This is a genomic window from Brevibacterium sp. 2SA, assembly GCF_005502845.1.
GTDB lineage: Bacteria > Actinomycetota > Actinomycetes > Actinomycetales > Brevibacteriaceae > Brevibacterium.
In genome coordinates this window covers 1-25,583 of the sequence record NZ_SCMW01000053.1, presented here as the reverse complement: position 1 = coordinate 25,583, position 25,583 = coordinate 1, and the positions used below count along the sequence as shown (strand labels likewise).

The window sequence follows — 25,583 nt, the reverse complement described above, 5'->3', positions numbered from 1 at the left end:
CAACTGGACCGCGTCGGCTTTGAACTCCGGCGTGAACGTCCTGCGATTCGTAGACATGATTCCCTGTCGTGCCTTCCTGGTAACGACTGTCTACGAGAAGTGTCACACCCCACCGGTCCTGAGAGACCGGCGGGCCGCTGTGCTCACGCAGTGCGGGCGAGGGCGCTCACTTCACCTTCGAGAGCTCCACGCCTTCGTCGAACTCGCGCTCGATCTCCGGATTCGGCTTGTACGTGGCGAGGCTGACGACGACGGCGACGATGAGGTTGATCGCGAAGCCCGGGATGATCTCGTAGATCGCATCCGTCAGCGGGGTGTTGAGCTGCCCCCACACGAACGCGACGACAGCACCGGCGATGAGTCCGCAGAGCGCGCCCCAGTTCGTCAGCTTCTTCCAGAACAGGGTGAGCAGGACGATCGGACCGAACGAGGCGCCGAATCCCGCCCACGCGAAGGCGACGAGGTCGAGGATGCTGTTCGACGGTGAGATCGCAAGCAGCACGGCGATGACGGCGACGACGAGGATGCCGAGGCGGCCGAGGAGGACATACGTCTTGTCCTGCAGGGTGCGGCGTGATCCGACCCGCGCGGCGACGATCTTGAAGAGGTCCTCGACGAGCGCCGAGGAGGTGACGACGAGCTGCGAGGAGATCGTCGACATGATGGCCGCGAGGACGGCGGCGAGCACGAGACCGGCGATGAACGGGTGGAAGAGGATCTGCGCGAGGTCGAGGAACACCGTTTCGGGGTCCGTCGGCGCCTGGTCCGCATGCTGCGAGAAGTAGGAGATGCCGACGATCGCGGTGGCGATGGCCCCGGCGGCGGAGATCGCCATCCAGCCCACGCCGATCCGGCGGGCGACCGTGGCGTCGGCGGGAGTGCGCAGGGCCATGAAGCGGACGATGATGTGGGGCTGGCCGAAGTACCCGAGGCCCCAGGCCAGCGAGGAGATCACGGCGAGGTAGGTGCCGCCTGCCCAGAACGGTCCGGAGCCGAAGAGGCTGAGCAGGCTCGGATCGATCGCGCGGACATTGGCGATCACCTCGGCGGGGCCGCCGGCGTTGATGACGGCGACGATCGGCACGGCGATGAGGGCCGCGAACATCAGCAGCCCCTGGGCGACGTCGGTGAGCGTCGCACCGAGGAAGCCGCCGAAGAGGGTGTAGACCATTGTGATCGCGGCGACGATGAGCATGCCGGCGAGGTAGTTGAGTCCGAAGCTCGATTCGAAGAACTTGCCCGCCGCGACCATGCCGGAGGAGACGTAGAACGTGAAGAACACGAGGATGATGAGGCCGCAGACGATCCGCAGGAGGTGGGTCCGATCCTGCAGCCGCTGTTCGAAGAAGCTCGGAATGGTGATCGAATCACCGGCGGTCTCCGTGAAGGCGCGCAGGCGCGGGGCGACGAACTTCCAGTTCACCCAGGCGCCGACGGTGAGGCCGATCGCGATCCACGCCTCGACGAGGCCGGCGAGGTAGATGGCACCGGGCAGGCCCATGAGCAGCCACCCGGACATGTCGGAGGCACCGGCGCTCAGGGCCGCGACCGACGGGCGCAGACCGCGGCCGGCGAGCATGTAGTCGTCGAGGTTGTCCTTGGTCTTGCGGTACGCGAACCAGCCGATCGCGAGCATGCCCGCGAAGTAGAGGACGATGGCGATGGTCCGGAATGTCGGCTCCGACATGATGGTGTGCCTCCTTGTCTCAGCATCGGAGACTCTACATCACCTCGGACGTGTGGTGTGAATAACGTGTGAGTAACATCAGAGTCCTGGATTTTCGCGACTCCTGCCTCTATACGCCTGCTCGCGTCGTCCTTCCCGGTCAGCGGCGAGCCGACCGCGGCACCGGGGTCGTCGAGCGGCCGACCGAGAACGCGGCGAGCGGTCGCGTCGCCGGTCCGTCGCCGAGGCGGTCGCGCAGTCTCGCGTGCGTCGCCGGGCAGTCCTTGATCTCCGAGTGGACATCGACGCGCAGTCCCGCCCGATCGAAGAGCAGCCACGTCCGCAGCAGGGCACGACCGAGCGCGATCTCGCGGGCCGCATCGTCCCCGTCCTCGGTGACCGCGAGGACGACGTGGTGCGGGGCTCCCGTCCGCGCCGAGGTGGTCGCCGAGCCAGGGCGTCTGCTGGCCGGATCGGGTCGCCCGGGCGCCGAGTCCTCGGCGGGCGCCGCATCGTCGTCCGGCGCCGAGCCTGTCCTCTCGTGTCCGACGGGTGGACGACCCGCTTCCCGGCGCTGGTCGCGGCGACTGCCGCGGAGGCCCTCGACCCATTCGGCCGGAGCAAGGGCGGTGGCGAGGGCGCGGGCGAGGAACGGCCGGAGGCGGGGGCGGTTGAGGGCACCGGCGAGCCGGGCGGCCGCGACTGGGATCCTCAGGCAGTCAGCGCTCAGTCCGTCCTGCCGGTAGGCGGGGTCGGCGGGATCGAGGCGCAGCCAGGCGAGGGTTTCGGCGAAGACGGCCGGATCGGCGAAGGAGTGCCGGGCGGCGCGCGTGAGCAGGTCGGACCACTCGTCGTCGGGGATCTCGACGAGGCGCGCCCCCGCTGGCGCCAGGGCCGCGTCGGCGTGGCCGACCGCCTCGGCGAATGCGCTGTCATCGCGGGACAGGGGCCCGCGGTCGACCTGACGGTGACGGAGATCGGCGGCGGTGAAGGCCGGCCGGTCTCGGTGGTCGCCGTCCCGCGCCTCACGGTCGACACCGGTTGCCGCGCTCCGCTGCCCGCGGGGGTCGTCGCTGACGGTGACACGCAGTCGCACGTCGAGACTCGGTCCCCACCCGTCGACGCCGGTGATCGCGGCAGCGAGTCCCGCCTCGGCGGCGGCGATCGACAGTGCCTCGACCCAGCACCCGATCGAGAGGTGGAGATCCTCGGACCGCGGATCGCCGGCCGGGAGGGTGCGGGCGGGATCGACGGTGAGGACGAGTTCCGCCGATGATCCGTCGTCGGCGATCTTCGCGGCTCTCGGCAGCCACGGCTGCGTGTTGTGGGCCGAGGGTGAGCGTCCCGCCGTCGCGATGAGGTCGGTGAGGAGCGCGGCGTCGATGCGCGCCGCCGAGGTGGCCAGGACGGCAGGCGCGGGAGTCGCTGCCGCGGTCGCCGCCGCTGCAGTGGCTGGCGCGGTCACGGGCTCTGCAGTCGCTGACGCAGGGTCGGCCTGCCCGTTGGCGGGTTCCGCGGCGCCGCTCGGTGCACGCCGGTCGAGGAAGCACAGGGAGTGCAGCGGCGTGCCTCCGGCCTTGGCGAAGACCGCCGCGGAGGCGGGGTTGTCCTCGGCGATGAACGTCACTCGCAGACGCCGGTAGCCGCCGGCGGCGAGAGCCGAGTAGACGTCGCCGATCACGAGGGAGAGCAGGCCGGTGCCCTGGAAGCGCGGATCGGTGCCCTGGATGATGAGCACGGCGTCGCGGAGGCGGGTTCGGTGCCGCAGCAGGTCGGCGATCGCCGCCGGACCGAGGCGTCCGCCATGCCGGCGCAGCACGGGCGCGGGGTCGGGGAGGACGAGGGCGAAGCAGCGGGAGGGAGCGTCGTCGTCCTCCGTCTCGCCGACGACGTCGACGATGAGGGACGGGTCCATGAGTGCGGCCATGCCCGCCATCTGCGACCGCAGCTGGGCAGGGGAGATCGGGGTGTAGTACGGCAGAGCCGCGAACGCCGCATTGAGCGTCGGCAGCATCCGCCCGGCGAAGCTGCGCAGATCCCACCGGGACACCGGCCGACGCCTCAGCCCGTGCGCGGCCCACTGCGTCGAGGTCGCCCGCGCGTGCGGGATCTCGCCGACAGCAACCTCCCACGTCTGGGCGGGCCCCCACTCCCGGAAGCCCGCGGCCCGGAATGCGGGAGCGAAGAACGCCGGGTTCCACGCGGTGTCGAAGAACCCCGGATGGTCGTGGCCGGCGGTGACGAGACCGCCGGTGACATTGGGCAGGGGAGAGACCGGTCCGAAGACGCGGTCGGCGCCGAGGCGGTGCGCCCGCTCGTCGATGAGCGCGATGACCGCGGTGAGGGCCGCCTCGTCGGCGGCCTCGAGGGCACCGAAGAAGAGCGTCTCCGGAGCCTCTGCGGCAGGTCCCTCGCTGATCCGCTCGGCGAGGGGCCGCGAACGGTGGCACATCAGCCGCCCGACCGGCGTGCCCGCGGCGTCGCGGACGAGCCAGAGTTCGACCGCCTCGGCGAACCATCCCGTCCCTGCCTGCCACTCCGCGATGTCGGCGGCGAAGAGGGGCACGAAGCGGTCGGTCTCGCCGCGGAGAGCGGCGATCCGGGGACTGAGGTCGATGAAGGTCCTCAGGTCCGCTCGCGAGGTCACGCGGTGGGCGGTCATCCCCTGCTCGAGGAGGACCGGGGCGAAAGCGGCGGCCGGGCTCCGCGCTGGTCTCACCCTCATTCCTCGCTCGTCGGCGTGAAGGTCTCGATCATCCCCAGGCGGCCGTCCTCGGCGCGGAACTCGCCGTTCGTGTACCCCCACTCCTCAGCGTCGAGGAGGCGGATGAAGCCGCCGCGGGCCGGGGAGGCCTCCCCGGCGCCGACGAGCCAGTGCATGATCTCGACGTGTTCGGGGGTGCGGGCGAAGCGCATGAGGTCGTCGCGGGTCGCGAAAGCGACGAGGAGGCCGATCCGGTCGGGGAACTCGTAATAGCTGCGGTGCCACAGGTAGCCGGGGGCGCGCCGCAGGGCCTTCGCGAGCTTCGGCCAGCGGCGCACCTGACCGAGCATGCTCAGCGGATTGCGGTAGCGGTTGGCCCCGAGGAAGAACGACTCGGCGCGCGCCTGCGGAGGGGCGAGGGAGAAGTCATTCGATCGCATTGCTCTCCTTGGGTTGGAGGTAGACGTTCTTGATCTTCGTCGAGGCGGTGGCGAAGGGACCGGTGCCGAAGTCGTGGATCTCGATCTCGAGCTCCGCCGTCGTCGGATCCTCCTTCATGCTCTGCGCGAAGTCCCTGGACACCGAGGCGAGATGGCCGAGCACGCCGGCCCGGATGGTCTCCGCGAGCTCCTCGCGCTCGCCGTCGTCCAGCGCCTCCTCGCCCTCGGCGGCGGTCTCCCGGAGTTGGATGTGGAGGGCGGGGCGGTGCTCGTGGTCGGCGAGCTCGCGCAGTTCGATGCGGAAGGACTCGATGAGGTGGGCGCGCGGGTTGTCCCGGTAGAGGCCGTTCTCGATGTCGAGCGGATAGATGTTGGCGCCCATATAGGAGATCGTCGAGTCCGACCGGCCGAAGAGGAGGACGAATGGCAGCCTCATCCCGTTGTCGGCGAAGGCCTCTGAGCACTGCCGGGCGAGCTCGGGGTGGGCGCGGGTGAGCTCGACCATCGTCGGGAAGTCGATGAGCGTCGCCTCGTCGCCGATGTTGTAGCGCAGCCGGGGACTCATCACCGATGCCGAATTGATCGTCGCGACGAGTTCCCCCTCGGCCGTCGTCTCGAGGTAGGTCTCGAGCGGGTTGTACTGGAAGACCATGGGCACGCGGGACTCCTCGGGTCCGAGCACCTCGGCGCGGAAGGCGAGGTCATGGGCCAGTGCCCGGCGGATGACGACGGAGAGGTCGGACTCCCCGGCCATGCCGATCGTGAGATCCGAGGCGCCGTAACCGGAGTAGACCCGGTGGAACCGCTGCTCGAGGTAGTCGCGCAGGCCCTCGGTCATCGCCTCCCCGCCGACGAAGCCGTTGATCCGGTACGCGTCCCAGACGCCCGGTTCGGCGTCCATGCGGTCGACGAGGTGCTTGAGGAACGGAGGATAGGCACTGATGAGATAGGTGTGGCCGGGACCGAAATGGCGCATCGTGTCGAGGATCTTCTCGAGGTCGGGTCCGGTGTTCTTCACCATCGCGACCTTCGCCATCGCCAGGCCCGTGTTCGTCCCCGTCGCCCACGCGCCCATCGAGAACGCGTTGATGCAGAAGAGGTCCTCATCCCCGAAGAGCATCGTCACGTACCCGGCGACGTTCTTGTGGACGGTGTCGAGCTCGCGCTTCGACCGCATCCAGTTGAACGGTGTGCCCGAGGAGCCCGATGACTCGTCGACGACCGTCCCGATCCGCTCGATCCGCCCGCCCCAGCAGCGGTGCTCCTCACTGTAGACGCGGACGAAGTCGTCCTTCGACGTCGGAGTGTAGGCCTCGAGGTCCCACCACGTGAACGTGAACCCGGTGCGCGCGAGATAGTCCTGGTAGGCGGGCACGTCGAGGGAGGCCTGCTGGCAGATCATCCACGCGTTGAGCCGGGCGAAGGGCTCGAGCTTCGGCGAGTAGTGCCGGGCGGTGAAGCGCCAGATCGCCGGGTGGAGCCGGTACGTGCCGTAGGCGGCGGTCAGGCCGAGGTTCGCGGTGCGCAGCAGGGCTTGGCGGGCGAGGTTGATCGGCCCGCGGGGGATCGGCAGGCGCCGCAGCGCAGTCTCACTCATAGTCGAACGGTAGCCTACGTTGACCGCCGGGGACCCGTGTGCGGCGCAATTGTGTCAGAACCGCACCACGGCGGCTCTCTGCTGCGGTGTGCCGTGGGCCCAGGGCCGGGGTCAGTCGAAGACGACGGTGCGATGACCGTCCATGAGGACGCGGCCCTCCGCATGCCAGCGGACTGCGCGGGCGAGCACGGCCGCCTCGACGTCCTGGCCGCGGGCGACGAAGTCGGCGATGTTGCGGTTGTGGTCGACGCGGGCGACGTCCTGTTCGATGATCGGGCCCTCGTCGAGATCGGGGGTGACGTAGTGGGCGGTCGCGCCGATGATCTTCACCCCGCGGGCGTGCGCCTGGTGGTAGGGCTTGGCGCCCTTGAAGCTCGGCAGGAAGGAATGGTGGATGTTGATGACCCGCCCCTCGAGTGCCGCGCAGAGCTCGGGGGAGAGGATCTGCATGTAGCGGGCGAGGACGATGAGTTCGACGTCGAGGTCGGTGACGAGGCGGCGCAGCTGCGCCTCGGCGGTCTCCTTCGTCTCCGGGGTGATGGGGATGTGGTGGAAGTCGTGGCCGTGGAACTCGGCGAGGGGCCGCAGCGCATCGTGGTTGCCGGCGACGGCGACGATGTCGATGGGCAGCTGGCCTGCGCTCTGCTGGAAGAGCAGAGTGTTGAGGCAGTGCGCGGCCTTCGAGACGAGGACGAGGGTGCGGGTGCGCTTCTGTGCGGGCTGGAGACCGAGCGTCATCGAGAACCGCGCGGCCGCCTCGGCGAGGGCCGATTCCAGGTCCTCCTCACTCACGGGAGCCGGGGTCGCGAAGTGGACGCGGAGGAAGAACTGGTGGGAGTCGGGGGAGGAGAACTGCTGCGATTCGGTGATGTTCGCACCGATCCCGGCCAGCGCCCCGGTCACGGCGTGGACGACTCCGGTCGCATCGGGGCAGGTTACTCGCAGGATCCATTCTTCGCTCATAGCCGCGAGTCTAATCGGGTGCGGCATCGTCCCCGGTCAGCCGTCCGGCATCCGGCAGCACGGGGAGTTGTGACAACGCGGTTGCCCGCCTGCGGACGAGGCAGTTGTCGGCCAGTCGTCCAGACGACTGCACAGGTGGTCTCGCGGGCGACCCTGCCCGCCCCTCGGACCCGCAGCCGCCCAGGCCTCCGGCTGGCGGGCGGCCGGGCGGGGGCCGGGGCTTCGCTGTTAGCATTGCCTCGGAACGCGCGCGGGGGAAGACCGCGCCGCCGAATCTCGACGCCACAGGAGTGCAACCATGTCCGAATCCTCGCTGCAGGCTTCGCTTGCCGACATCGACCCGCAGATCGCCGAAGTCCTCGACCTCGAGCTGGGGCGACAGCGGTCGACGCTTGAGATGATCGCCTCGGAGAACTTCGTGCCGCGCGCCGTTCTCGAGGCGCAGGGCTCGGTGCTGACGAACAAGTATGCGGAAGGGTACCCGGGCAAGCGCTACTACGGCGGCTGCGAGTTCGTCGACATCGCCGAGGATCTCGCGATCGACCGCGCCAAGAGCCTCTTCGGCGCCGAGTACGCCAACGTCCAGCCGCACTCCGGCGCCTCGGCCAACGCCGCGGTCATGCACGCGCTCGCCCGCCAGGGCGACAAGATGCTCGGCCTCTCGCTCGCCCACGGCGGCCACCTCACGCACGGCATGAAGATCAACTTCTCCGGTCGCCTCTACGATGTGGCGTCGTACGAGGTCGACCCCGACACGTACCGCATCGACATGGACCAGGTGCGGCAAAAGGCCCTCGACCACCGTCCCGAGGTCATCGTCGCCGGATGGTCGGCGTACCCCCGCCAGCTCGACTTCCAGGCCTTCCGCGACATCGCCGACGAGGTCGGAGCGAAGCTGTGGGTGGACATGGCCCACTTCGCCGGTCTCGTCGCCGCCGGACTCCACCCCAACCCGGTGCCCTTCGCCGACGTCGTCTCCTCGACGGTGCACAAGACGATCGGCGGACCCCGGTCGGGCTTCATCCTCGGCAAGGAGGAGTACGCGAAGAAGCTCAACTCGGCCGTCTTCCCCGGCCAGCAGGGCGGCCCCCTCATGCATGTCATCGCCGCGAAGGCCGTGGCCTTCAAGCTCGCCGCCTCCGAGGAGTTCCGCGACCGGCAGGAGCGCACCGTGCGCGGCGCGCAGATCCTCGCCGAGCGCCTCCTCGCCGCTGACGTCGCCGAGGCGGGCGCCACCGTGCTCACCGGCGGCACCGACGTCCACCTCGTCCTCGTCGACCTCCGCAACTCCGCCCTCGACGGCCAGCAGGCCGAGGACCTCCTCCACGAGGTCGGCATCACCGTCAACCGCAACGCCGTCCCCTTCGACCCGCGTCCGCCGATGGTCACCTCGGGACTGCGGATCGGCACCCCGGCACTCGCGACCCGCGGTTTCGGCGACAAGGAATTCACCGAGGTCGCCGACGTCATCGCCGAGGCGCTCAAGCCCGGCGCCGACGTCGAGGCGCTCGCGGCTCGGGTGAAGAAGCTCAGCGATGACTTCCCCCTCTATGAAGGACTGGAGCAGTACTGATGGCAGCGCAGATCCTCGACGGCAAGGCCGCCGCCGCGCAGATGAAGGACGAGATGCGCGCCGAGGTCGCCCGTCTCGCCGCACAGGGCATCGTCCCCGGACTCGGCACCGTCCTCGTCGGTGACGATCCCGGATCGAAGTGGTACGTCGCCGGCAAGCACCGCGACTGCGCCGAGGTCGGCATCGAGTCGATCCGCCGCGATCTGCCCGAGACGATCACCCAGGACGAGCTCTTCGCCGTCATCGACGAGCTCAACGCCAACGACGCGTGCACCGGCTACATCGTCCAGTTGCCGCTGCCGGACCACATCGACACCGATGCGGTGCTCGAGCGCATCGACCCGGCCAAGGACGCCGACGGTCTCCACCCGACGAACCTCGGCCGACTCATGCTCAACGTCAGCCGGGAGATCACGACGCCGCTGCCGTGCACCCCGCGCGGTGTCATCGAACTCATGGTGCGCAACGGGATCGACCTGCCCGGCAAGCACGTCGTCGTCATCGGCCGCGGCGTCACCGTCGGCCGTTCGATCGGCTCCCTGCTCACCCGCCGGGAGTACAACGCGACGGTGACCCTGACCCACACGGGCACGACGAACCTGCCCGAGCTGCTCGCCCAGGCCGACATCATCGTCGCCGCTGCCGGGTCCCCGCGCCTCGTCAAGCCCGAGGACGTCAAGCCCGGCGCGATCGTCCTCGACGTCGGCGTCTCCCGGGAGGAGGACCCCGAGACCGGCAAGTCGACGATCGTCGGCGACGTCGATCCCGGAGTCGCCGAGGTGGCCGGCTGGATCTCGCCCAACCCCGGTGGCGTCGGTCCGATGACCCGGGCCCTGCTGCTGCAGAACGTCGTCGACATGGCGGCGCGCTCCGCCGAGTGACCGAGCATCGACCGTCGAGCGGCGACTGACGACCGTCGACCGTCGAGCGTCGAGCGTCGACTGACGACCGTCGAGCGTCGACTGACGACCGGAAACGGCCCGGATGCCCCGGGCCGTTTCCGTATTCACACCAGGCCGGGTGACCGGTCATGGAAGCCCGGTCACATCTGCGCCTGTCAGGCAGACCCGGTCACACGGTGCCGGTGTCCGCCAGTCGCCGTCCCTGCGCGGTGAGCGCCTCGAGTCCGGCGGCGATCGTCGGATGGGAGGCGCTGCCGGCGCGGATGTAGGCGCGCAGGCGCCGGTGCGGAACGGTGTGGGAGTCCGGCCAGCCCAGCTCGAGACGATGGACCCCGGACTCCGGGGCGATCCTGATCGTGCGGGGGAGCAGGGCGATGCCGTGCCCGTATTCGACGAGAGCGATGATCGCGCCCCAGTCGAGAGCGTCGTGTCGCAGGTGAGGAGTGAATCCGGCCTGGGCGCAGAGGCGGAGGAAGAGCGCCTTCTGGTCTCTGAGGTCACCGGCGCCGATCCACGTCTCCGCAGCGAGAGCCGAGAGTCCGACCCGCTCGTTGCCTGCGAGCGGGTGCCCGGGTTCGACGATGACGTCGAGGGGCTCAGTGAGCAGCTCGCGCACCTCCCACGGCCCGCCGTCGTCGGTCGTCGCCGTCGTGCCGGCCGAATCGGCAGCGCTGTCCGGGAGCGTGGCCTCCAGAGTCACGACGATGTCCGTCTCGGACTCGGCGAGCATGCGGAACCGGTCGCGCACCGCGTCCTCACCGATCTCCACCGCGATCTCCGGCAGCCGGGCCACCGCGGGACAGACGAGGGCGACGATCGCCGAGGCGACGGCGGAGATCCGCAGCCGGGCGCGACCGGCTGAGCGCAGGGCTGCGAGGTCGGCGAGGGTGGCCTCCCACTCGGCGTTGAGCGCCGTCGCATGCGCGAGGACGACCTCGGCGGCGGGAGTGAGCCTGACGTTGCGACCGACGGGTTCGACGAGATCGGCACCGACGACGCGGGCGAGTCCGCGCAGGTGCTGGGAGATCGTCGACGGCGTGACGTGGAGGAGCGCGGCGGCCGCGGTGACCGTGCCGGTGTCACGGACGGCGGCGAGCGATTTCAGGCGCGGGTCGATCATAGTGATTCACTGTACAGTTCGTCGCGAAACATTCGATGGACGCACACGATGCGCACCGGGCACGGTGGAGGCATGTGGGAAACCTTCGGATACGGACTCTGGGCAGGCTTCGGACTGGCGATCCCGGTCGGTGCGGTGGCCGTGCTCCTCATCCAGCGCACGGCGACGTCCTCGCTGCGCCACGGTCTCGCCGCCGCGACGGGAGCGGTCGCTGCCGATGCCCTCTACGCCCTCGCGGCGGTGGTCGGCGGGACCGCGGCCGCCAGGCTCATCACACCGTGGCAGGTGCCGGTGACGGTCGCCGGGGCGGGACTCCTCCTCTTCCTCGCTGGGCGGATCGCCATCGACGGCTTCCGGCGCGAGAACGACCATGCGGACGCGAGCGACGACTGCGCGGCCGCGAGGGGCGAACCGCGCTCACCGCTGCGTGAGGGGCTGCTCTTCTTCACCCTCACCGGACTCAACCCCTGGCCGCTGCTCTACTTCGTCTCCGTGGTGCTCTCGGGCGGTCTGCTCGCCTCCGCCGGTGTCGCGGACTCCGCAGCCCTGCTGGCCGGCATCGTCATCGCCTCGGCGTCCTGGCACTGCATCCTCGTCCTCATCGGTCGCGGTGCCGGCCGTCTGCTGCTCTCACCGACCGGTCGCCGAGTCGGGGGAATCGTCTCCGCGAGCGTCATCGCGGCACTGGCGATCCGGATGCTCAGCGGACTGTGACCCGCGTCTCCGGACTGTCCCGGTGCCGTGACTTGTTCCGGTGCCGCCGCTGTCCCGTGCTCCGGGGAGCGCAACGACGACGGCCCGGTCACCTCGCTGCAGGTGACCGGGCCGTCGATGTGGTGAGGAGACTCAGTCCTGGTCGAGCTTGAGTTCGAAGAACACGCGGGGATTGCCGGGGCCGGCGTAGTCCTCGACGAGTTCGCCGCTGAAGCCCATCGAGGAGTGGAAGGAGATCGCTCCCGACGAGTCGGGCATCGTCGTCGCCTGCACCGAGTCGACGCGCAGTTTGCGGGAATGGTCGATGAACCGCTGGTAGAGCTCACGACCGATGCCGTGATGCCGGAAGTCCTTGTGTGCGGCGACGAGGTGGATGTAGCCGGGACCCTCCTGCGGGATGACTCCGAGGAGGTAGCCGACGATCTGACTGCGGTAGCGCGCGACGAGCCCGGAGGCGACGAACTGACGGAACCAGTACGCGTCGTGATCGGCGCGCAGGTCGCGATCTCCCCAGAAGTTCTCTTGGGCGCTGAGCAGGAATTCCCGCATCTCTCTGGCGTCGACTTCGTCGAGCGGGCTGATGCTCAGCTCCTCGGCGTCGAAAGTCTCCTCTTCGGCCATTGCGCCTCCTCAGGTCGGCAGTTTCTCAATTCCCACCCTATAACGCGGAGCGCGCAAGAGCAGTTCGCTCTGTCATCATAGAGCACATGATTCGCATTGCCTCAGTCAACGTCAACGGAGTCCGAGCAGCCTGGCGGAAGGGGATGCCCGCCTGGGTCGACGCCTCCGCTCCGGACTTCATCACCCTCCAGGAGGTCCGCGCGGCCAACGACATCGCGCTCGGAGTCCTCGAGGAGAGCGGGTACACGACGATCAGCCACGACGCCGAGGCGAAGGGCCGGGCCGGGGTCGCCGTCATGGCGAAGGCCGCCCCGGTGGAGACGCGTGAGGGGATCGGGTCCGACGGCTACTTCGATCGGGCCGGACGGTGGCTGGAGACGGACTACCGCCTCGGCGACGGCACTCTGCTCACCCTCGTCTCCGCCTACGTCCACTCCGGTGAGGCAGGCACCCCGAAGCAGGACGACAAGTACCGGTTCCTCGACCGGATGACCGAGCGGATGCCGCAGCTCGCCGCGACCGCCGACCACGTGCTCGTCACCGGTGACCTCAACGTCTGCCACACCGAACGGGATCTCAAGAACTGGAAGGCGAACCGGAAGAAGGCCGGCTTCCTGCCGGAGGAGCGCGCGTACTTCGACGGGTTCTTCGGCGATGTCGGCTTCGTCGACGTCCACCGGCAGCTTGCCGGTGACATCGACGGGCCCTACACGTGGTGGTCGATGCGCGGGCAGGCCTTCGACAACGACGCAGGGTGGCGCATCGACTATCACATGGCCACTCCGGGACTGGCCGGAACGGCGACGGTCGCGACCGTCGACCGGGCGAACAGCTGGGCTGAGCGCTGGTCGGATCATGCCCCGCTCGTCATCGACTACGACCTGCCCGCCCCGCAGTGAGGTGAGCCGCCGCGGCGCCGAGGCAGTGCCGCGGCGGCGGCTTCGCGGATCGACAGTCAGGGGCTGCGGATCGAAGCCGCCGTGGCCGACGCCGCTGACATCAGTGCGCGGAGCCGACCTCGATGAGGAGGACACCGACGATGATGAGGCCGATGCCGGCGACCATGAGCCTCGTCAGGCGCTCCTGGAAGAGCACGCGTCCGGCGATCGCGGTCAGCGCGACACCGGTGGCCGCCCAGATCCCGTAGGCGACGCCGAGGGGGAAGCCGGTGCGCAGGGTGAGGCTGAGAAGGCTGAAGGAGACGATGTAGCCGCCGGCCACACCCGCGTACCACCATTTCGAGCCGCCCACCGAGGCCACGCGCAGGCAGATGGTCGCCGCGACCTCGAGGAGGATCGCGCCGATGAGGAGCGCCCAGCCGAGGATCATGACTCCTCCTGACGAGCCTGCGAATCGACTGACCGGCAAGCCTGCGATGTCGGCCCCGACCGGAGCGACTCCGCTTCCCCGCGATCCTCCGGCTTCGCCTCCCGCTGAGGCGACTCGGCGGGGTGCTCTGCCTCGGCGGGGTGCACCGCCTCGGAGGCGACTGCCGGGTGCACCGCCTCGGTGGCGGCGGCCGGCGGGTACTCCGCTTCGGTGGCGGCGACGGTCGGCCGGGCCTGCCCGCGGTGGCCGACTTCGACGAGGATGACCCCGGCCATGATGGCGACGATGCCGAGTGCCATGACGACGGTGATCGGCTCGGCGAAGAGCAGCGCCGAGGCGGCGGCCGTGAGCGCGACTCCCGAGGCACCCCAGATCCCGTAGGCGATGCCGAGCGGCATTCCCGACCGCAGCGTGAGGCTGAGGAAGACGAACGCGGCGGCATACCCGAGGGCCATGAGGATGTAGAGGGCCGGATGGTCGATCGCCGCCTTCATCGACAGCGTCCCCGTCACCTCGGCGAGGATCGCTCCTGCCAGAAACACCCACATTCGCACCCGTCCATCCTCCCCGATGACCACATCAGCGGGGAAGACCGTCTATCGACGTGAGACCGCCGATGCCCAGGGTGTGGACCGTCTGGACGGTTCACACCCTGGGCATCGGCAGTCTCAGCAGCAGCGCGCCTTCGGGTTGCGGTCCTGTTCATCGGTGTGGTCGCGCCAGAACTCCCGCTCTCCCATCGCGCCCTCACGGGTGCCGTGGCGGCGCTCATAGGACTCGAGGTAGTGGAGGTAGGCGTTCTCACCCATGATCTCTTTGAGGTACCAGAGCAGCCAGGCCCCGCCGCGGCGCAGGGACCCCCACGGATTCCTTGCGACTCGGGTCAGCAGCGGTGTCTCGGTCATGGTCGACTCCTGCCCGACCGTTCGTCCCACTGGGCCTGGACCTCGCGTTCGGACCGGCGGGCGATGAGGCCGGCGGGGGCGAAGAGCTTCGTCTCGGTGAACGGCTCCTCCGTCGTCGGCAGGGAGCCCTTGCGGATGGCTTCGATCGACTTCCACAGCGCCATGACGACGACCATGGCGACGAGGAGGGCGAAGATGATCGACAGCGTGCCCTGAACGAAGGTGTTGCGCACGACCGCGCTCATCGCCTCGACCCCCTGGGTGGCCCCGAGCGAGGTCTCTCCCGCGGCCAGCGCATCGCGGTACGCGAAATGCTGGGCCCAGTAGCCGAGCTTGGGGTCGGCGGAGAAGATCTTCTGCCACGACGCCGTCATCGTCACGATGAGGTCCCATGCCAGCGGGATGCCGGGGATCCACGCGTAGCGCGCGAGCCCCATCTTGCACACGATCGCGAAGATCACGGCGAGGGCGATCGCGGCGAGCAGCTGATTCGAGATGCCGAAGAGCGGGAAGAGGGTGTTGATGCCGCCGAGCGGATCGGTCACCCCCATGAGCAGGATCGATCCCCACGCGCCGACCATGATCGCCGTCGTCAGCCACGCGCCCGGAGTCCACGAGGGATCGCGGAACCGCTTGGAGAAGTTGCCGAGGGCGTCGCTGAGCATGAAGCGGGCGACACGGGTGCCGGCATCGATCGTCGTGAGGATGAAGAGCGCCTCGAACATCACGGCGAAGTGGTACCAGAACGACATCCAGGCCGGTCCGCCGAAGACGCTGTGGAGGATCTGCGCCATGCCCATGGCGAGGGTCGGTGCGCCGCCGGTGCGGGAGACGATGCTCTCCTCACCGACGTCGCGAGCGGCCTGTTCGAGGAACTGCGGCGTCGTCTCGACCCCCGACATGCCGAGGGAGTTGTTGATGAAGTCCGCGGCGCCCTGGGCGGTGCCGCCGGTCAGCGGTTCGGCGGCGTTCATCGCGAAGTAGAGGCCCTTGTCGAGGCAGATCGCGGCGACGAGCGCCATGATCGCGACGAAGGACTCCATGAGCATGCCGCCGTAGCCGATGAGTCGGGCCTGGGATTCCTTCTCGATGAGCTTCGGGGTCGTGCCCGAGGCGATGAGCGCGTGGAAGCCCGAGAGCGCACCGCACGCGATCGTGATGAAGAGGAACGGGAAGAGCGCGCCGGCGAAGGCGGGACCGGCGGAGTTGAACGCGAACTCGGTGAACGCGGGCATCTGCACGGTCGGGTTGACGATGAGGATGCCGACGGCGAGCAGCACGATCGTGCCGATCTTCATGAACGTCGAGAGGTAGTCGCGCGGGGCGAGGAGCACCCACACGGGCAGGACGGCGGCGAGGAAGCCGTAGATCATCAGGCACCATGCGAGCGTCACCTTGTCGAGGGTGAAGACCTCCGACCAGACGGGGGAGCTGTTGACCCAGCCGCCGGCGATGATCGCCGCGAGCAGGAGGACGACGCCGATGACCGAGGTCTCGATGACCTTGCCCGGACGCAGGTAGCGCATGTAGACGCCCATGAACACGGCGATGGGAATGGTCATCGCGATCGAGAAGACGCCCCAGGGGCTCTCGGCGAGGGCGTTGATGATGACGACGCCGAGGACCGCGATGAGGATGACCATGATGAGGATGATGCCGATCGAGGCGATGACACCGCCGGTCCTGCCGAGTTCGTCACGGGTCATCTGCCCGAGCGAGCGGCCGTTGCGGCGCACCGAGAAGTACAGGACCATGTAGTCCTGGACGCCGCCGGCGAGGATGACGCCGACGATGATCCACAGGGTGCCCGGCAGGTAGCCCATCTGCGCGGCGAGGATCGGGCCGACGAGCGGTCCGGCACCGGAGATCGCGGCGAAGTGGTGGCCGAAGAGGACGCGACGGTCCGTCGGCGCGAAGTCACGGCCGTTGTCGTTGATCTCCGCCGGAGTCGCCCGCCGCGGGTCGGGACGGCAGATCTTCCACTCGATGAACTTCGCGTAGAAGCGGAAACCGATGAGGTAGCTGCCGACGGCGGCGGCGACGAACCAGCTCGCCGAGAGGTTCTCCCCGCGGACGAAGGCGACCATCGTCCATCCCGCACCGGCGATGAGGGCGATGGCCACCCAGAGCACGATCTTGCCCGGCGTCCACCGGGGCTTCTCCACCACACCGACCGGGGGCAGCCCCTCTTCGGTCTTGACGTATTCAACCGACACGCGGTCCTCCTCATTGAGCTGGGTCGTCCACGATCCGCCCGGCACTCCCTGCGACAGCGCCGGCCGGTCGGGGTCCTTGTCGTGCGGCACCCCGTCCCACCAGCCTCAACATGTGAAGAGCCTTGGCGAATCATGTGTTCTGGGTGACATCATACTCGCCGCGGTGTGCTGCGAGTCACGCGGTGGACACCGGCATCGGCCGGTGTCGGACAGCGGCGTGGGAGGCGGGGCGCCGAGGTGGCAAAATGGAGCCATGACGACGACTTCACTGCCCCGTACCGTGTCCGGAATCCAAGCGACCTCCGATTCCCTCCATCTCGGCAACTACATCGGGGCCCTGCAGCAGTTCGTCACCCATCAGCAGTCCCATGACGCGTTCTACTTCATCGCCAACATGCACGCGATCACCGTCGAACAGGACCCCGTCGAGCTCAGGGAGCGGACCCTGCGCACAGCCGCGCAGTTCATCGCCGCCGGCATCGATCCGGAGGCCTCGACGATCTTCGTCCAGTCGCAGGTTCCCGCCCACCCGCGTCTGAGCTGGGTGCTCGAGTGCACGACCTCGATGGGCGAGGCGACGCGGATGACCCAGTTCAAGGACAAATCGGCGAAGCAGGGCCACGTGTCCCTCGGGCTGCTGACGTATCCGGCCCTCATGGCCGCCGACATCCTCCTCTACAACCCGCAGATGGTGCCCGTCGGGGAGGACCAGCGCCAGCACCTCGAACTCACCCGCAACCTCGCCGAGCGGTTCAACCACCGGTTCGGTGAGACCTTCGTCGTGCCCGAGGCGCAGATCCTCAAGGCCACCGCGAAGATCTACGACCTCCAGAACCCGGACGCGAAGATGTCGAAGTCCCTGCCGAGCCCGCTCGGCCGCATCGACCTCCTCGACGAGCCGAAGGCCCTGACGAAGAAGATCAAGTCCGCCGTCACCGACGACGAGACGGAGATCCGGTTCGATCCGACGGCCAAGCCCGGGGTCTCGAATCTCCTGACGATCTACTCGTCGCTGACGAACCGGCCCGTCGACGACATCGTCGCCGACTACGCGGGGAAGATGTACGGTCACCTCAAGGTCGATCTCGCCGAGGTGGCCGTCGAGGCCCTGACGCCGGTGCGGGAGCGCACGCTCGAGCTCCTTGAGGACCGTGCCCAGCTGCAGCGGATCCTCGACGCCGGGGCGGAGAAGGCGAACGCCATCGCCGAGGTGACACTGCGCGAGGTTTATGACAAGGTCGGTTTCATCTGAACCAGCCGTCGGGACACCCCGACGACCATCCCAACGTACCCGCCGAGCGCGTGGAGGAGCCGCCGTGGCCAAGAAGAAGACCGCAGAGGGACCGCTCAACCTGACTCCGGACATGCTGCACACCGCAGCCCGGCTCGAGGACCGCTTCAACGGATGGATCCAATCGCGGGCGACCAACCACAGCTACCAGCGGACGGTGCTCGCCTACGACACGTACGGCGGCACCGACTGGGTGCGGGTCCTCGGCCGCCTCGTGCTCACCCCCGACGGCCACCCCTCGGCCGATGCGCAGGCCAGCGTCCGCGGCTGGCGCTCGTTCGTCAGCGTCCCGCTGCCCAACGACACGGCGTGGGTGCGGATCAACGACGAGGAGCACATGGTCACCTCGGACCGGGGCGGGATCATCGACACCGTCATCCCCGGCGACTTCACCCCGGGGGAGACGGAGATCGAACTGTGGACCGACGGGTCGCTCGTCGACTCGGCCGCGGTGCGCATCATCGGCGAGGATTCGACGTTCGGCATCATCTCCGACATCGACGACACGGTCATGGTGACCTCGCTGCCGCGCCCCTTCCTCGCCGCGTGGAACACCTTCGTCCTCAGCGAGCACGCGCGCTCGCCGGTGGCGGGCATGTCCGTGCTCTACGACCGGATCACGTACATGCGGCCGAACACCCCGATCATCTACCTCTCGACGGGAGCGTGGAACTCGGCGATCACGCTCAAGCGGTTCCTCTCCCGCAACCTCTACCCGATCGGGCCGCTGCTGCTCACCGACTGGGGGCCGACGACGACCCGCGTCTTCCGCTCGGGCAAGGAGCACAAGCGCAACACCCTCGAGCGGCTGGCCCGGGACTTCCCGTGGATGAAGTGGCTGCTCATCGGCGATGACGGGCAGAACGACGAGGAGCTCTACGGCGAGTTCGTCGAGAACCACCCGAACAACGTCGCCGCCGTCGCGATCCGGCAGCTCACCGTCGGTGAGGCCGTGTGGGCCGGTGGTCGCTCGAAGCGCCACGGCCGCGGTCAGGGCGTGCCGTGGATCTACGCGCCCGACGGCGCGGGCCTGGCCTCCCGGCTCACCGAGCGCGGCATCATCTCAACGATCTGACTCCGGTGCCCCGGGACTCCACCGGGGTCACGGGCAGGGCTCGAGACGGACACGTCGCGGCGACGGCGCGGACTCAGACGGTGCCGGGGGCCGCAGCGGGAGCGGTGCGGGCCAGTCGCGTCCGCAGCTCGTCCTCGGCGTCACGGAACTCGGCGACGAGGCGGTCGACGAGCTCGGCGGTGGTGCGCTGCAGCCCGAGCGCGCCGATGCCCTGGCCCGACCCCCAGATGTCCTTCCACGCCTTCGCGTCGGAGTTCGGGTCGGTGCCGAAGTCCATCTTCGAGGGGTCGGCCTCGGGCAGGTCGTCGGGGTCGAAGCCGGCGGCGACGATCGAGCCGCGCAGGTAGTTGCCCTTGACCCCGGTGAAGTAGTTCGAGTAGACGACGTCGTCGGCGGCGGACTCGACGATCATCTGCCGGTACGCGTCGACGACGTTGGCCTCGGGGGTCGAGAGGAACGCCGAGCCGATGTAGGCGTAGTCCGCGCCGGCGGCCAGCGCCGCGAGGATTGACCGGCCGTGGGCGATCGCCCCGGAGAGCAGCAGCGGCCCGTCGAACCAGCTGCGGATCTCCTGGACGAGAGCGAACGGAGAGAGCGCGCCCGCGTGCCCGCCGGCCCCGGCGGCCACGGCGATGACGCCGTCGGCACCCTTCTCGACGGCCTTGTGGGCGAAGCGGTTGTTGATGATGTCGTGGAGGACGACGCCGCCGTACGAGTGGACGGCCTCATTGACCTCTTCCCTGGCACCGAGCGAGGTGATGACGATGGGCACCTTGTGCCTGACCACCTCGGCGAGGTCGGCCTCGAGGCGATTGTTCGACCGGTGGACGATGAGGTTGGCCGCGAACGGGGCGGCGGGGGACTCCGGGTGGGCTGCGGTGTAGTTCGCGTTCGACTCGGTGATCTCGTCGAACCAGTCGGCCAGCAGCGATGCCGGCCGCGCGTTGAGGGTGGGGAACGCCCCGACGATGCCGGCCTGGCACTGGGCGGTGACGAGTTCGGGGCCCGATGCGATGAACATCGGGGAGCCGAAGACCGGGAGGCGCAGCCTCAGGTCGAGAGAGTCAATGGGGTTCACGATGCCTCCTTGGATGAGCGAACAGCACCACTCTAACTGAACGAGTGTTAAAAACCGGTGCGCAGGGAGCAGAAAGCGGGGGCGCGGCCGATGATTCGGCTGCGCCCCCGCCTCGCGATCGGCGTCCGTCAGGAGTCGGTGAAGTGCGGATCCCGCTTCTCGACGAAGGCGGCCATGCCCTCGGTCTGGTCGTTCGTCGCGAGCACCGAGTGGAAGAGGCGGCGTTCGTAGCGCAGGCCCTGCTCGAGCGTCGTGTCGAATGCGACGTTGATCGCCTCCTTGACCATCGCCGAGGCGATGAGGGACTTCCCGGCGATCGTGCGGGCGATCTCGTTCGCCGTCGACAGGAGCTCCTCGGGGGCGACGACGCGGGCGACGAGGCCCGAGCGCTCAGCCTCCTCGGCGTCCATCATCCGCCCGGTCAGGCACATGTCCATCGCCTTCGCCTTGCCGACGGCCCGGGTCAGACGCTGGGACCCGCCCATGCCGGGGAGCACACCGAGGTTGATCTCGGGCTGACCGAACTTCGCCGTCGTCGCGGCGATGAGGATGTCGCCCATCATCGCGACCTCGCAGCCTCCGCCGAGGGCGTAGCCGCTGACGGCGGTGATGATCGGCTTGCGGACGTTCGTCAGGCGCTCCCAGCCGGAGAACCAGTCGGCCCGGTAGGCGGTGGCGAAGTCGAGTTCCGACATCTCCTTGATGTCCGCGCCGGCCGCGAACGCCTTCTCGCTGCCGGTGATGATGATCGCGCGCACCGCGTCATCGGCGTCGAACGCGGTCGCCGCATCGGTGATGTCGGTGAGGACCTGGAGGTTGAGCGCGTTGAGCGCCTTGGGCCGGTTGATCGTGATCGTGGCGACTCCGTCGTCGACGGAGGTGAGGATGGTTGCGTAGTCGCTCATGAGAACACCTTGTCTGTCTGCTCGGTGGTGAGGATGGCGGTCACGGTGGCGTCGTCGACCTCGCTGAGGGAGGCCGGCGACCACTGGGGGCTGCGGTCCTTGTCGATGACCTGCGCGCGGATGCCCTCGCGCAGATCGGGTCGGCGCGTCATCTCGACGGCGATGCGGTAGTCCTGTTCGAGCACCTCGGCGAGTGTCATGTCCGCGGCCCGCCGCAGGGCGGCCAGGGTCACCTTCACCGAGGTGGGGGCCTTCGTCCGGATGAGGGCGGCAGCCGCGTTCGCCTCGGGGTTCGGATGGGCCTCGAGGCGGGCGAGGATCTCCTCGATGTCATCGCCGGTGTAGCACTCGTCGATCCAGGCGGCCGCCTCGGCGAGGTCATCGGCCGGGGCCTGCGCGGCATAGCGGGAGACGACGGTCTCGACGTCCTCCCCGGCTTCGAGGTCGGCGATGAGGGTGGGGAGGTCGGCTTCGGGGACGTAGTGATCGGCGAGGTCGAGGGCCAGCGCCGCGCCCGGGCCCACCGCGGTGCCGGTCAGCGCCAGGTGCGTGCCGAGCTCACCGGGAGCGCGCGCGAGCAGATAGGTGCCGCCGACGTCGGGGAAGAGGCCGATGCCGGTCTCGGGCATCCCGACCTTCGTGGAATCCGTGACGATGCGCTCGGAGCCGTGCCCGGAAATCCCGACGCCGCCGCCCATCGTGATGCCGTTCATGATGACGACGTAGGGCTTCGGGTACTCGGCGATCGCGGCGTTCATCCGGTACTCGCGGTTCCAGAACTTCGCGTTCTCGCCCGTGCCCTCGACGATGTCGGTGTAGACGGCTTTGATGTCCCCGCCGGCGCACAGACCGCGCTCGCCGCGGCCGGTGACGAGCACGGTGGTCACGGAGTCGTCGTCGTACCAGCTGCGGAGGGCGTCATCGATGCCGGCGACCATGTCGAGGCTGAGCGCGTTGATCAGCTTCGGTCGGTTGAGTTCGATCCGTCCGAGGCCGCCGGACGCTGTGGCGATGATGCTCGGATTCTCTGTCGTCATATCAGCCCACTCCTGTGCTCTTGCGCGAGATGATCACGCGCATGATTTCGTTGGTGCCTTCCAGAATCTGGTGGACGCGCAGGTCACGAACCAGCTTCTCAATCCCATACTCTGTCAGATACCCGTAGCCGCCGTGGAGCTGGAGGGCCCGGTTGGCGACGTCGAAGCCGGTGTCGGTGGCGGTGAGCTTCGCCATCGCCGAGAGCAGGGACGTGTTCGGGTCGCCCGCGTCGTAGGCGTTCGCGGCCCGCCACAGGAGGGCGCGCGCGGCCTCGAGCTTCGTCTGCATCTCCGCGACCTCGAAGCGCAGCGCCTGGAAGCCGGTGAGCTCGGTGCCGAAAGCCTGGCGCTCGCCCATGTAGTCGATGGCCTTCTCGAGGGCGGACTGCCCACCGCCGAGCGAGCATGCCCCGATGTTGAGGCGGCCGCCGTCGAGTCCGGACATCGCGATCTTGAAGCCCTGGCCGAGGTCGCCGAGCATGTTCTCCTTCGGCACCCGGACGTTCTCCATGATGACCTGGCGGGTCGGCTGGGCGCGCCAGCCCATCTTCTGCTCGTTGGCGCCGAAGCTCAGGCCCTCCATCCCCTTCTCGAGGATGAACGCGGAGATCCCGCGGGCGCCGTCCTGGCCGGTGCGGGCCATGACGAGGTAGGTGTCGGTCGACCCGGCTCCGGAGATGAACTGCTTGACGCCGTTGAGGACGAAGTGGTCTCCGTCCTCGCGCGCCGAGGTGCGCAGGGCGCCGGCATCGGATCCGGCGTTGGGTTCGGTGAGGCAGTAGCTGCCTAGGTGCTCCATCGAGACGAGCGGCAGGAGGTACTTCTCCTTCTGCTCCTCGTTGCCGTACTTGTCGATCATCCACGCGACCATGTTGTGGATCGAGATGTAGGCGGCCACCGACGGGCAGCCGGTCGACATCGCCTCGAAGATCAGGGCCGCATCCATCCGGCCCATCCCGGTGCCCCCGGACTCCTCACGGACGTAGATGCCGCCCATGCCGAGTTCTGCCGACTTCCTGATGACGTCGACGGGGAAATGATGGTCGGCGTCCCAGTCGAGGGCGTAGGGCGCGATCTCCGTGTCGGCGAAGTCGCGGACCATGGCAGAGATCGTCTGCTGCTCCTCGGTGAGGCCGAACGGCAGGGCAGTCACAGTGCTGCGGGACATGGTTCCTCCAGGATGACGGGTGGGCGCTGGTGCGCTCGAGCGAGGTGGGCGGCGTGACCGCGATCACGGGCACGGCATTGTCATCAGGATACGGAGAATTTACTAGGACGTCCAACTAAATGCACCGAGGCTGCTCTCCCGTGATGGTGAGCCGGCGGAGTCCCGGAATTGCGGCAGGGGGTCCCGGGAGAGCGGTGGGGGAGTCCCGGAGGGTCATGGAGCCCGGTGGACTCAGGGGCCCGGCGGTCGCGTCAGGAGGGGTCCTCGAGGCGCACCCGCAGCGCCTCGAGGTGGGGGAGGAGCGCGCTTCCGCCGGTGCCGGAGACGGCCGGGGACGTGAAGACCTCGTCATTGAGCGCCGAGGTGGCGCGGGCGGCGAGCTCGCGACCGGCCTCGGTGAGGTCGACGAGTGTGGTCCGGCGGTCGTCGGGATGGCTGCGACGACGGACGAGGCCGGCTTTCTCGAGGCGATCGACGGAGTTCGTCGTCGACGTCGCGTGGACCTGGAGGCGGGCGGAGATCTTCGACATCGGCAGGGTGCCGGACTTCGTGAACGAGAGCAGAGTGAGCACCTCGTAGCGCGAGAACGTCAGGGAGAAGGGCTTGAGCGCGGCGTCGACCATCGCGAGGAAGAGCTGGTGGACGCGCATCACGGAGATGACGGTGTTCATGCCGTCGGCGGCCTCATCCCAGCCGTGTGCGAGCCACTGCTTCCGTGACTCCTCGATGGGATCGAACCGTACCGCTGTGCTCTTCTCCGGCGCCATTGTCGACAGTGTAGTGAAGTGAGAGGATTGGCGCATGTGCGGTCGACTCAACCTGTCATCTGACCCGGCGGACCTCGCCGACGAGCTCCGCCTCGACGTCGTCTCCTACGACTACACCCCGCGGTACAACGTTCCCCCGGGTGCCGACATCCCCATCGTCGTCGAGCGCCTCGACGACGAAGGACAGCTCACTCGCCGTCTCGAAGCGGCATCGTGGGGACTCGTGCCCAGTTGGGCGAAGGACCGGGCGATCGGGTTCAAGGCCTTCAATGCGCGTTCGGAGACGGTGCTCGAGAAGCCGATGTTCCGGCAGGCGATCAAACGCCGGCGGTGCGCCCTTCCCATCCCGGGCTACTACGAGTGGGAGGTCACCGAGGACGGCAAGCAGCCGTGGATGATGTCGGCGGCCGGTCCGGGCCCGCTCTTCATGGCGGGGCTCTTCGAGTTCTGGAAGCAGCCCGACGACACCTGGCTCGTGTCGACGTCGATCCTCACGATGGCGTCGGCCGGTCATCTCAGTGACGTCCACGACAGGATGCCGGTGTTCCTCGGCCGTGAGCACATCGACGATTGGATGAATCCGGCGCTGCCGAGCGGCGAGGTCCCCGACCTGCTGGCGGCCACGCTCGCCCAGGTTGATCCCGCCAGCGTGACCAGGCATCGGGTCGGCAAGGCCGTCGGCAACGTCCGCAACGACTCTCCGGCACTCATCGAACCTGTTGCCTGAGGGCGTTGGGCTGCTGGTGTTCGCGCGCTGGGCGACGCGGTGAGCGAGATCACCCTCCGAAGGGCGTTCTGCCCCTTGTGGGTGCCGATCCGGGTGGTGTAGAGTAGATCGAGCTGCCGGCCCGATGGGCCACAGCGAACGCTTCAGATGGATTTCGATCCAGGTGACGCGGAGGTGAACTCCGGGTTGCGGACATCGAAGAGACACTGTAGAGTAGAGATCCGCTGGTACGGCGGGCCGCAAGGCGAAGAGTACAAATCCTGTGGATGCCCCCGGTTGATCACGCGGATGATGGTTCGTGTGATGGTTGGGTGTGTGTTTGTGGTTTGAGAATCCAATAGCGTGTTTGTTTGAACAATGTGATGCCAGAAAATTTTTTCTGGTAAGACAACCACACCATGACCCATTGCCTGGGTTGTGGTGGTATGGGTCACCGTGTCCACCCCCGTGGGCGTGGTGACTGTCTTGCCGGGATCACTGAAATAAGAAGTTTTTTATGGAGAGTTTGATCCTGGCTCAGGACGAACGCTGGCTGCGTGCTTAACACATGCAAGTCGAACGCTGAAGCCCCAGCTTGCTGGGGTGGATGAGTGGCGAACGGGTGAGTAACACGTGAGTAACCTGCCCCTGACTTCGGGATAAGCCCGGGAAACTGGGTCTAATACCGGATATGACCTGCTCTCGCATGAGAGTGGGTGGAAAGTTTTTTCGGTTGGGGATGGGCTCGCGGCCTATCAGTTTGTTGGTGAGGTAATGGCTCACCAAGACGACGACGGGTAGCCGGC

General features: G+C 68.4%; 23 protein-coding genes and 1 rRNA gene. 8 read left to right on the top strand and 16 right to left on the bottom strand.

The genetic code is table 11. The features are described 5' to 3' along the window. Positions 1–166 precede the first annotated feature (166 nt). The 5 genes from putP to purU form a co-directional block, all read right to left on the bottom strand. Positions 167–1,687 carry a sodium/proline symporter PutP gene (putP, locus tag FFS20_RS14990; RefSeq protein WP_137826635.1) on the bottom strand — a complete coding sequence of 507 codons (1,521 nt, stop codon included), beginning with the start codon at positions 1,685–1,687 and terminating at the stop codon, positions 167–169. Between the two features lie 139 nt (positions 1,688–1,826). Next, complete coding sequence (locus FFS20_RS14985) at positions 1,827–4,391, bottom strand: hypothetical protein (RefSeq protein ID WP_137826634.1); 2,565 nt, start codon at positions 4,389–4,391, stop codon at positions 1,827–1,829. Beyond that, on the bottom strand, positions 4,388–4,810 hold the full coding sequence (locus FFS20_RS14980; protein WP_137826633.1) for a hypothetical protein: 423 nt from the start codon (positions 4,808–4,810) through the stop codon (positions 4,388–4,390). The genes FFS20_RS14985 and FFS20_RS14980 overlap by 4 nt, the downstream gene beginning before the upstream one ends. Continuing rightward, positions 4,797–6,407: a phenylacetate--CoA ligase family protein gene (locus FFS20_RS14975; protein WP_137826632.1), complete on the bottom strand. Its 1,611-nt coding sequence runs from the start codon at positions 6,405–6,407 to the stop codon at positions 4,797–4,799. Before FFS20_RS14975 ends, FFS20_RS14980 begins: the two co-directional genes overlap by 14 nt. Positions 6,408–6,518: 111 nt before the next feature. Continuing rightward, entirely contained in the window at positions 6,519–7,370 is an 852-nt protein-coding gene (purU, locus tag FFS20_RS14970; RefSeq protein ID WP_137826631.1) for a formyltetrahydrofolate deformylase, read from the bottom strand. A gap of 298 nt (positions 7,371–7,668) precedes the next feature. Here purU and glyA point away from each other — a divergent pair, with 298 nt between their 5' ends. Beyond that, positions 7,669–8,943 (top strand): serine hydroxymethyltransferase, encoded by a 1,275-nt coding sequence (gene glyA, locus FFS20_RS14965; protein WP_137826630.1) that lies wholly within the window; start codon positions 7,669–7,671, stop codon positions 8,941–8,943. Next, positions 8,943–9,824: a bifunctional methylenetetrahydrofolate dehydrogenase/methenyltetrahydrofolate cyclohydrolase gene (locus tag FFS20_RS14960; protein ID WP_137826629.1), complete on the top strand. Its 882-nt coding sequence runs from the start codon at positions 8,943–8,945 to the stop codon at positions 9,822–9,824. Before glyA ends, FFS20_RS14960 begins: the two co-directional genes overlap by 1 nt. A 190-nt stretch (positions 9,825–10,014) precedes the next feature. On the opposite strand, the gene FFS20_RS14955 is transcribed toward FFS20_RS14960, so the two are convergent. Beyond that, positions 10,015–10,965: a LysR substrate-binding domain-containing protein gene (locus FFS20_RS14955; protein ID WP_137826628.1), complete on the bottom strand. Its 951-nt coding sequence runs from the start codon at positions 10,963–10,965 to the stop codon at positions 10,015–10,017. Positions 10,966–11,037: 72 nt separating this feature from the next. Here FFS20_RS14955 and FFS20_RS14950 point away from each other — a divergent pair, with 72 nt between their 5' ends. Beyond that, positions 11,038–11,679, top strand: a complete 642-nt coding sequence (locus tag FFS20_RS14950; RefSeq protein WP_171007102.1) for a LysE family transporter — start codon at positions 11,038–11,040, stop codon at positions 11,677–11,679. A gap of 132 nt (positions 11,680–11,811) precedes the next feature. On the opposite strand, the gene FFS20_RS14945 is transcribed toward FFS20_RS14950, so the two are convergent. Next, positions 11,812–12,300 carry a GNAT family N-acetyltransferase gene (locus tag FFS20_RS14945; protein ID WP_137826626.1) on the bottom strand — a complete coding sequence of 163 codons (489 nt, stop codon included), beginning with the start codon at positions 12,298–12,300 and terminating at the stop codon, positions 11,812–11,814. 86 nt (positions 12,301–12,386) lie between these two features. Between FFS20_RS14945 and FFS20_RS14940 the strand changes: the two genes are divergently transcribed. Then, the gene (locus FFS20_RS14940) at positions 12,387–13,199 is read left to right on the top strand and encodes an exodeoxyribonuclease III (RefSeq protein ID WP_171007101.1); all 813 of its coding nucleotides are present in this window, start codon (positions 12,387–12,389) and stop codon (positions 13,197–13,199) included. Positions 13,200–13,299: 100 nt separating this feature from the next. Here the strand turns inward: FFS20_RS14940 and FFS20_RS14935 are convergent, their stop codons facing one another. From FFS20_RS14935 to FFS20_RS14920, 4 genes are all read right to left on the bottom strand, one after another. Beyond that, positions 13,300–13,629: a multidrug efflux SMR transporter gene (locus FFS20_RS14935; RefSeq protein ID WP_137826625.1), complete on the bottom strand. Its 330-nt coding sequence runs from the start codon at positions 13,627–13,629 to the stop codon at positions 13,300–13,302. Beyond that, complete coding sequence (locus FFS20_RS18530; protein ID WP_349290529.1) at positions 13,626–14,177, bottom strand: multidrug efflux SMR transporter; 552 nt, start codon at positions 14,175–14,177, stop codon at positions 13,626–13,628. The genes FFS20_RS14935 and FFS20_RS18530 overlap by 4 nt, the downstream gene beginning before the upstream one ends. Positions 14,178–14,297: 120 nt before the next feature. Next, positions 14,298–14,534 (bottom strand): YbdD/YjiX family protein, encoded by a 237-nt coding sequence (locus tag FFS20_RS14925; protein ID WP_137826624.1) that lies wholly within the window; start codon positions 14,532–14,534, stop codon positions 14,298–14,300. Next, the gene (locus FFS20_RS14920) at positions 14,531–16,750 is read right to left on the bottom strand and encodes a carbon starvation CstA family protein (protein ID WP_137826637.1); all 2,220 of its coding nucleotides are present in this window, start codon (positions 16,748–16,750) and stop codon (positions 14,531–14,533) included. The genes FFS20_RS14925 and FFS20_RS14920 overlap by 4 nt, the downstream gene beginning before the upstream one ends. Positions 16,751–17,003: 253 nt before the next feature. Here FFS20_RS14920 and trpS point away from each other — a divergent pair, with 253 nt between their 5' ends. Together trpS and FFS20_RS14910 are read left to right on the top strand one after the other, a co-directional pair. After that, on the top strand, positions 17,004–18,002 hold the full coding sequence (trpS, locus tag FFS20_RS14915; RefSeq protein WP_137826623.1) for a tryptophan--tRNA ligase: 999 nt from the start codon (positions 17,004–17,006) through the stop codon (positions 18,000–18,002). Between the two features lie 64 nt (positions 18,003–18,066). Next, positions 18,067–19,116, top strand: coding sequence for a phosphatase domain-containing protein (locus FFS20_RS14910; protein WP_137826622.1), 1,050 nt, complete (start codon positions 18,067–18,069; stop codon positions 19,114–19,116). Positions 19,117–19,189: 73 nt separating this feature from the next. On the opposite strand, the gene FFS20_RS14905 is transcribed toward FFS20_RS14910, so the two are convergent. The 5 genes from FFS20_RS14905 to FFS20_RS14885 form a co-directional block, all read right to left on the bottom strand. Continuing rightward, on the bottom strand, positions 19,190–20,194 hold the full coding sequence (locus FFS20_RS14905) for a nitronate monooxygenase family protein (RefSeq protein ID WP_249356886.1): 1,005 nt from the start codon (positions 20,192–20,194) through the stop codon (positions 19,190–19,192). A gap of 128 nt (positions 20,195–20,322) precedes the next feature. Further along, positions 20,323–21,099, bottom strand: coding sequence for an enoyl-CoA hydratase (locus FFS20_RS14900; RefSeq protein ID WP_137826621.1), 777 nt, complete (start codon positions 21,097–21,099; stop codon positions 20,323–20,325). Continuing rightward, positions 21,096–22,136, bottom strand: coding sequence for an enoyl-CoA hydratase/isomerase family protein (locus FFS20_RS14895; RefSeq protein WP_137826620.1), 1,041 nt, complete (start codon positions 22,134–22,136; stop codon positions 21,096–21,098). The genes FFS20_RS14900 and FFS20_RS14895 overlap by 4 nt, the downstream gene beginning before the upstream one ends. A 1-nt stretch (position 22,137) precedes the next feature. Then, positions 22,138–23,304: an acyl-CoA dehydrogenase family protein gene (locus tag FFS20_RS14890; protein ID WP_137826619.1), complete on the bottom strand. Its 1,167-nt coding sequence runs from the start codon at positions 23,302–23,304 to the stop codon at positions 22,138–22,140. A 251-nt stretch (positions 23,305–23,555) separates the two neighbouring features. Next, positions 23,556–24,071 carry a MarR family transcriptional regulator gene (locus FFS20_RS14885; protein ID WP_137826618.1) on the bottom strand — a complete coding sequence of 172 codons (516 nt, stop codon included), beginning with the start codon at positions 24,069–24,071 and terminating at the stop codon, positions 23,556–23,558. A 34-nt stretch (positions 24,072–24,105) separates the two neighbouring features. On the opposite strand from FFS20_RS14885, the gene FFS20_RS14880 reads away from it, so the two are divergent. Further along, positions 24,106–24,798 carry an SOS response-associated peptidase gene (locus FFS20_RS14880; protein WP_137826617.1) on the top strand — a complete coding sequence of 231 codons (693 nt, stop codon included), beginning with the start codon at positions 24,106–24,108 and terminating at the stop codon, positions 24,796–24,798. A 493-nt stretch (positions 24,799–25,291) separates the two neighbouring features. Continuing rightward, positions 25,292–25,583: ribosomal RNA gene (locus FFS20_RS14875) — 16S ribosomal RNA — on the top strand; the annotation flags it as partial.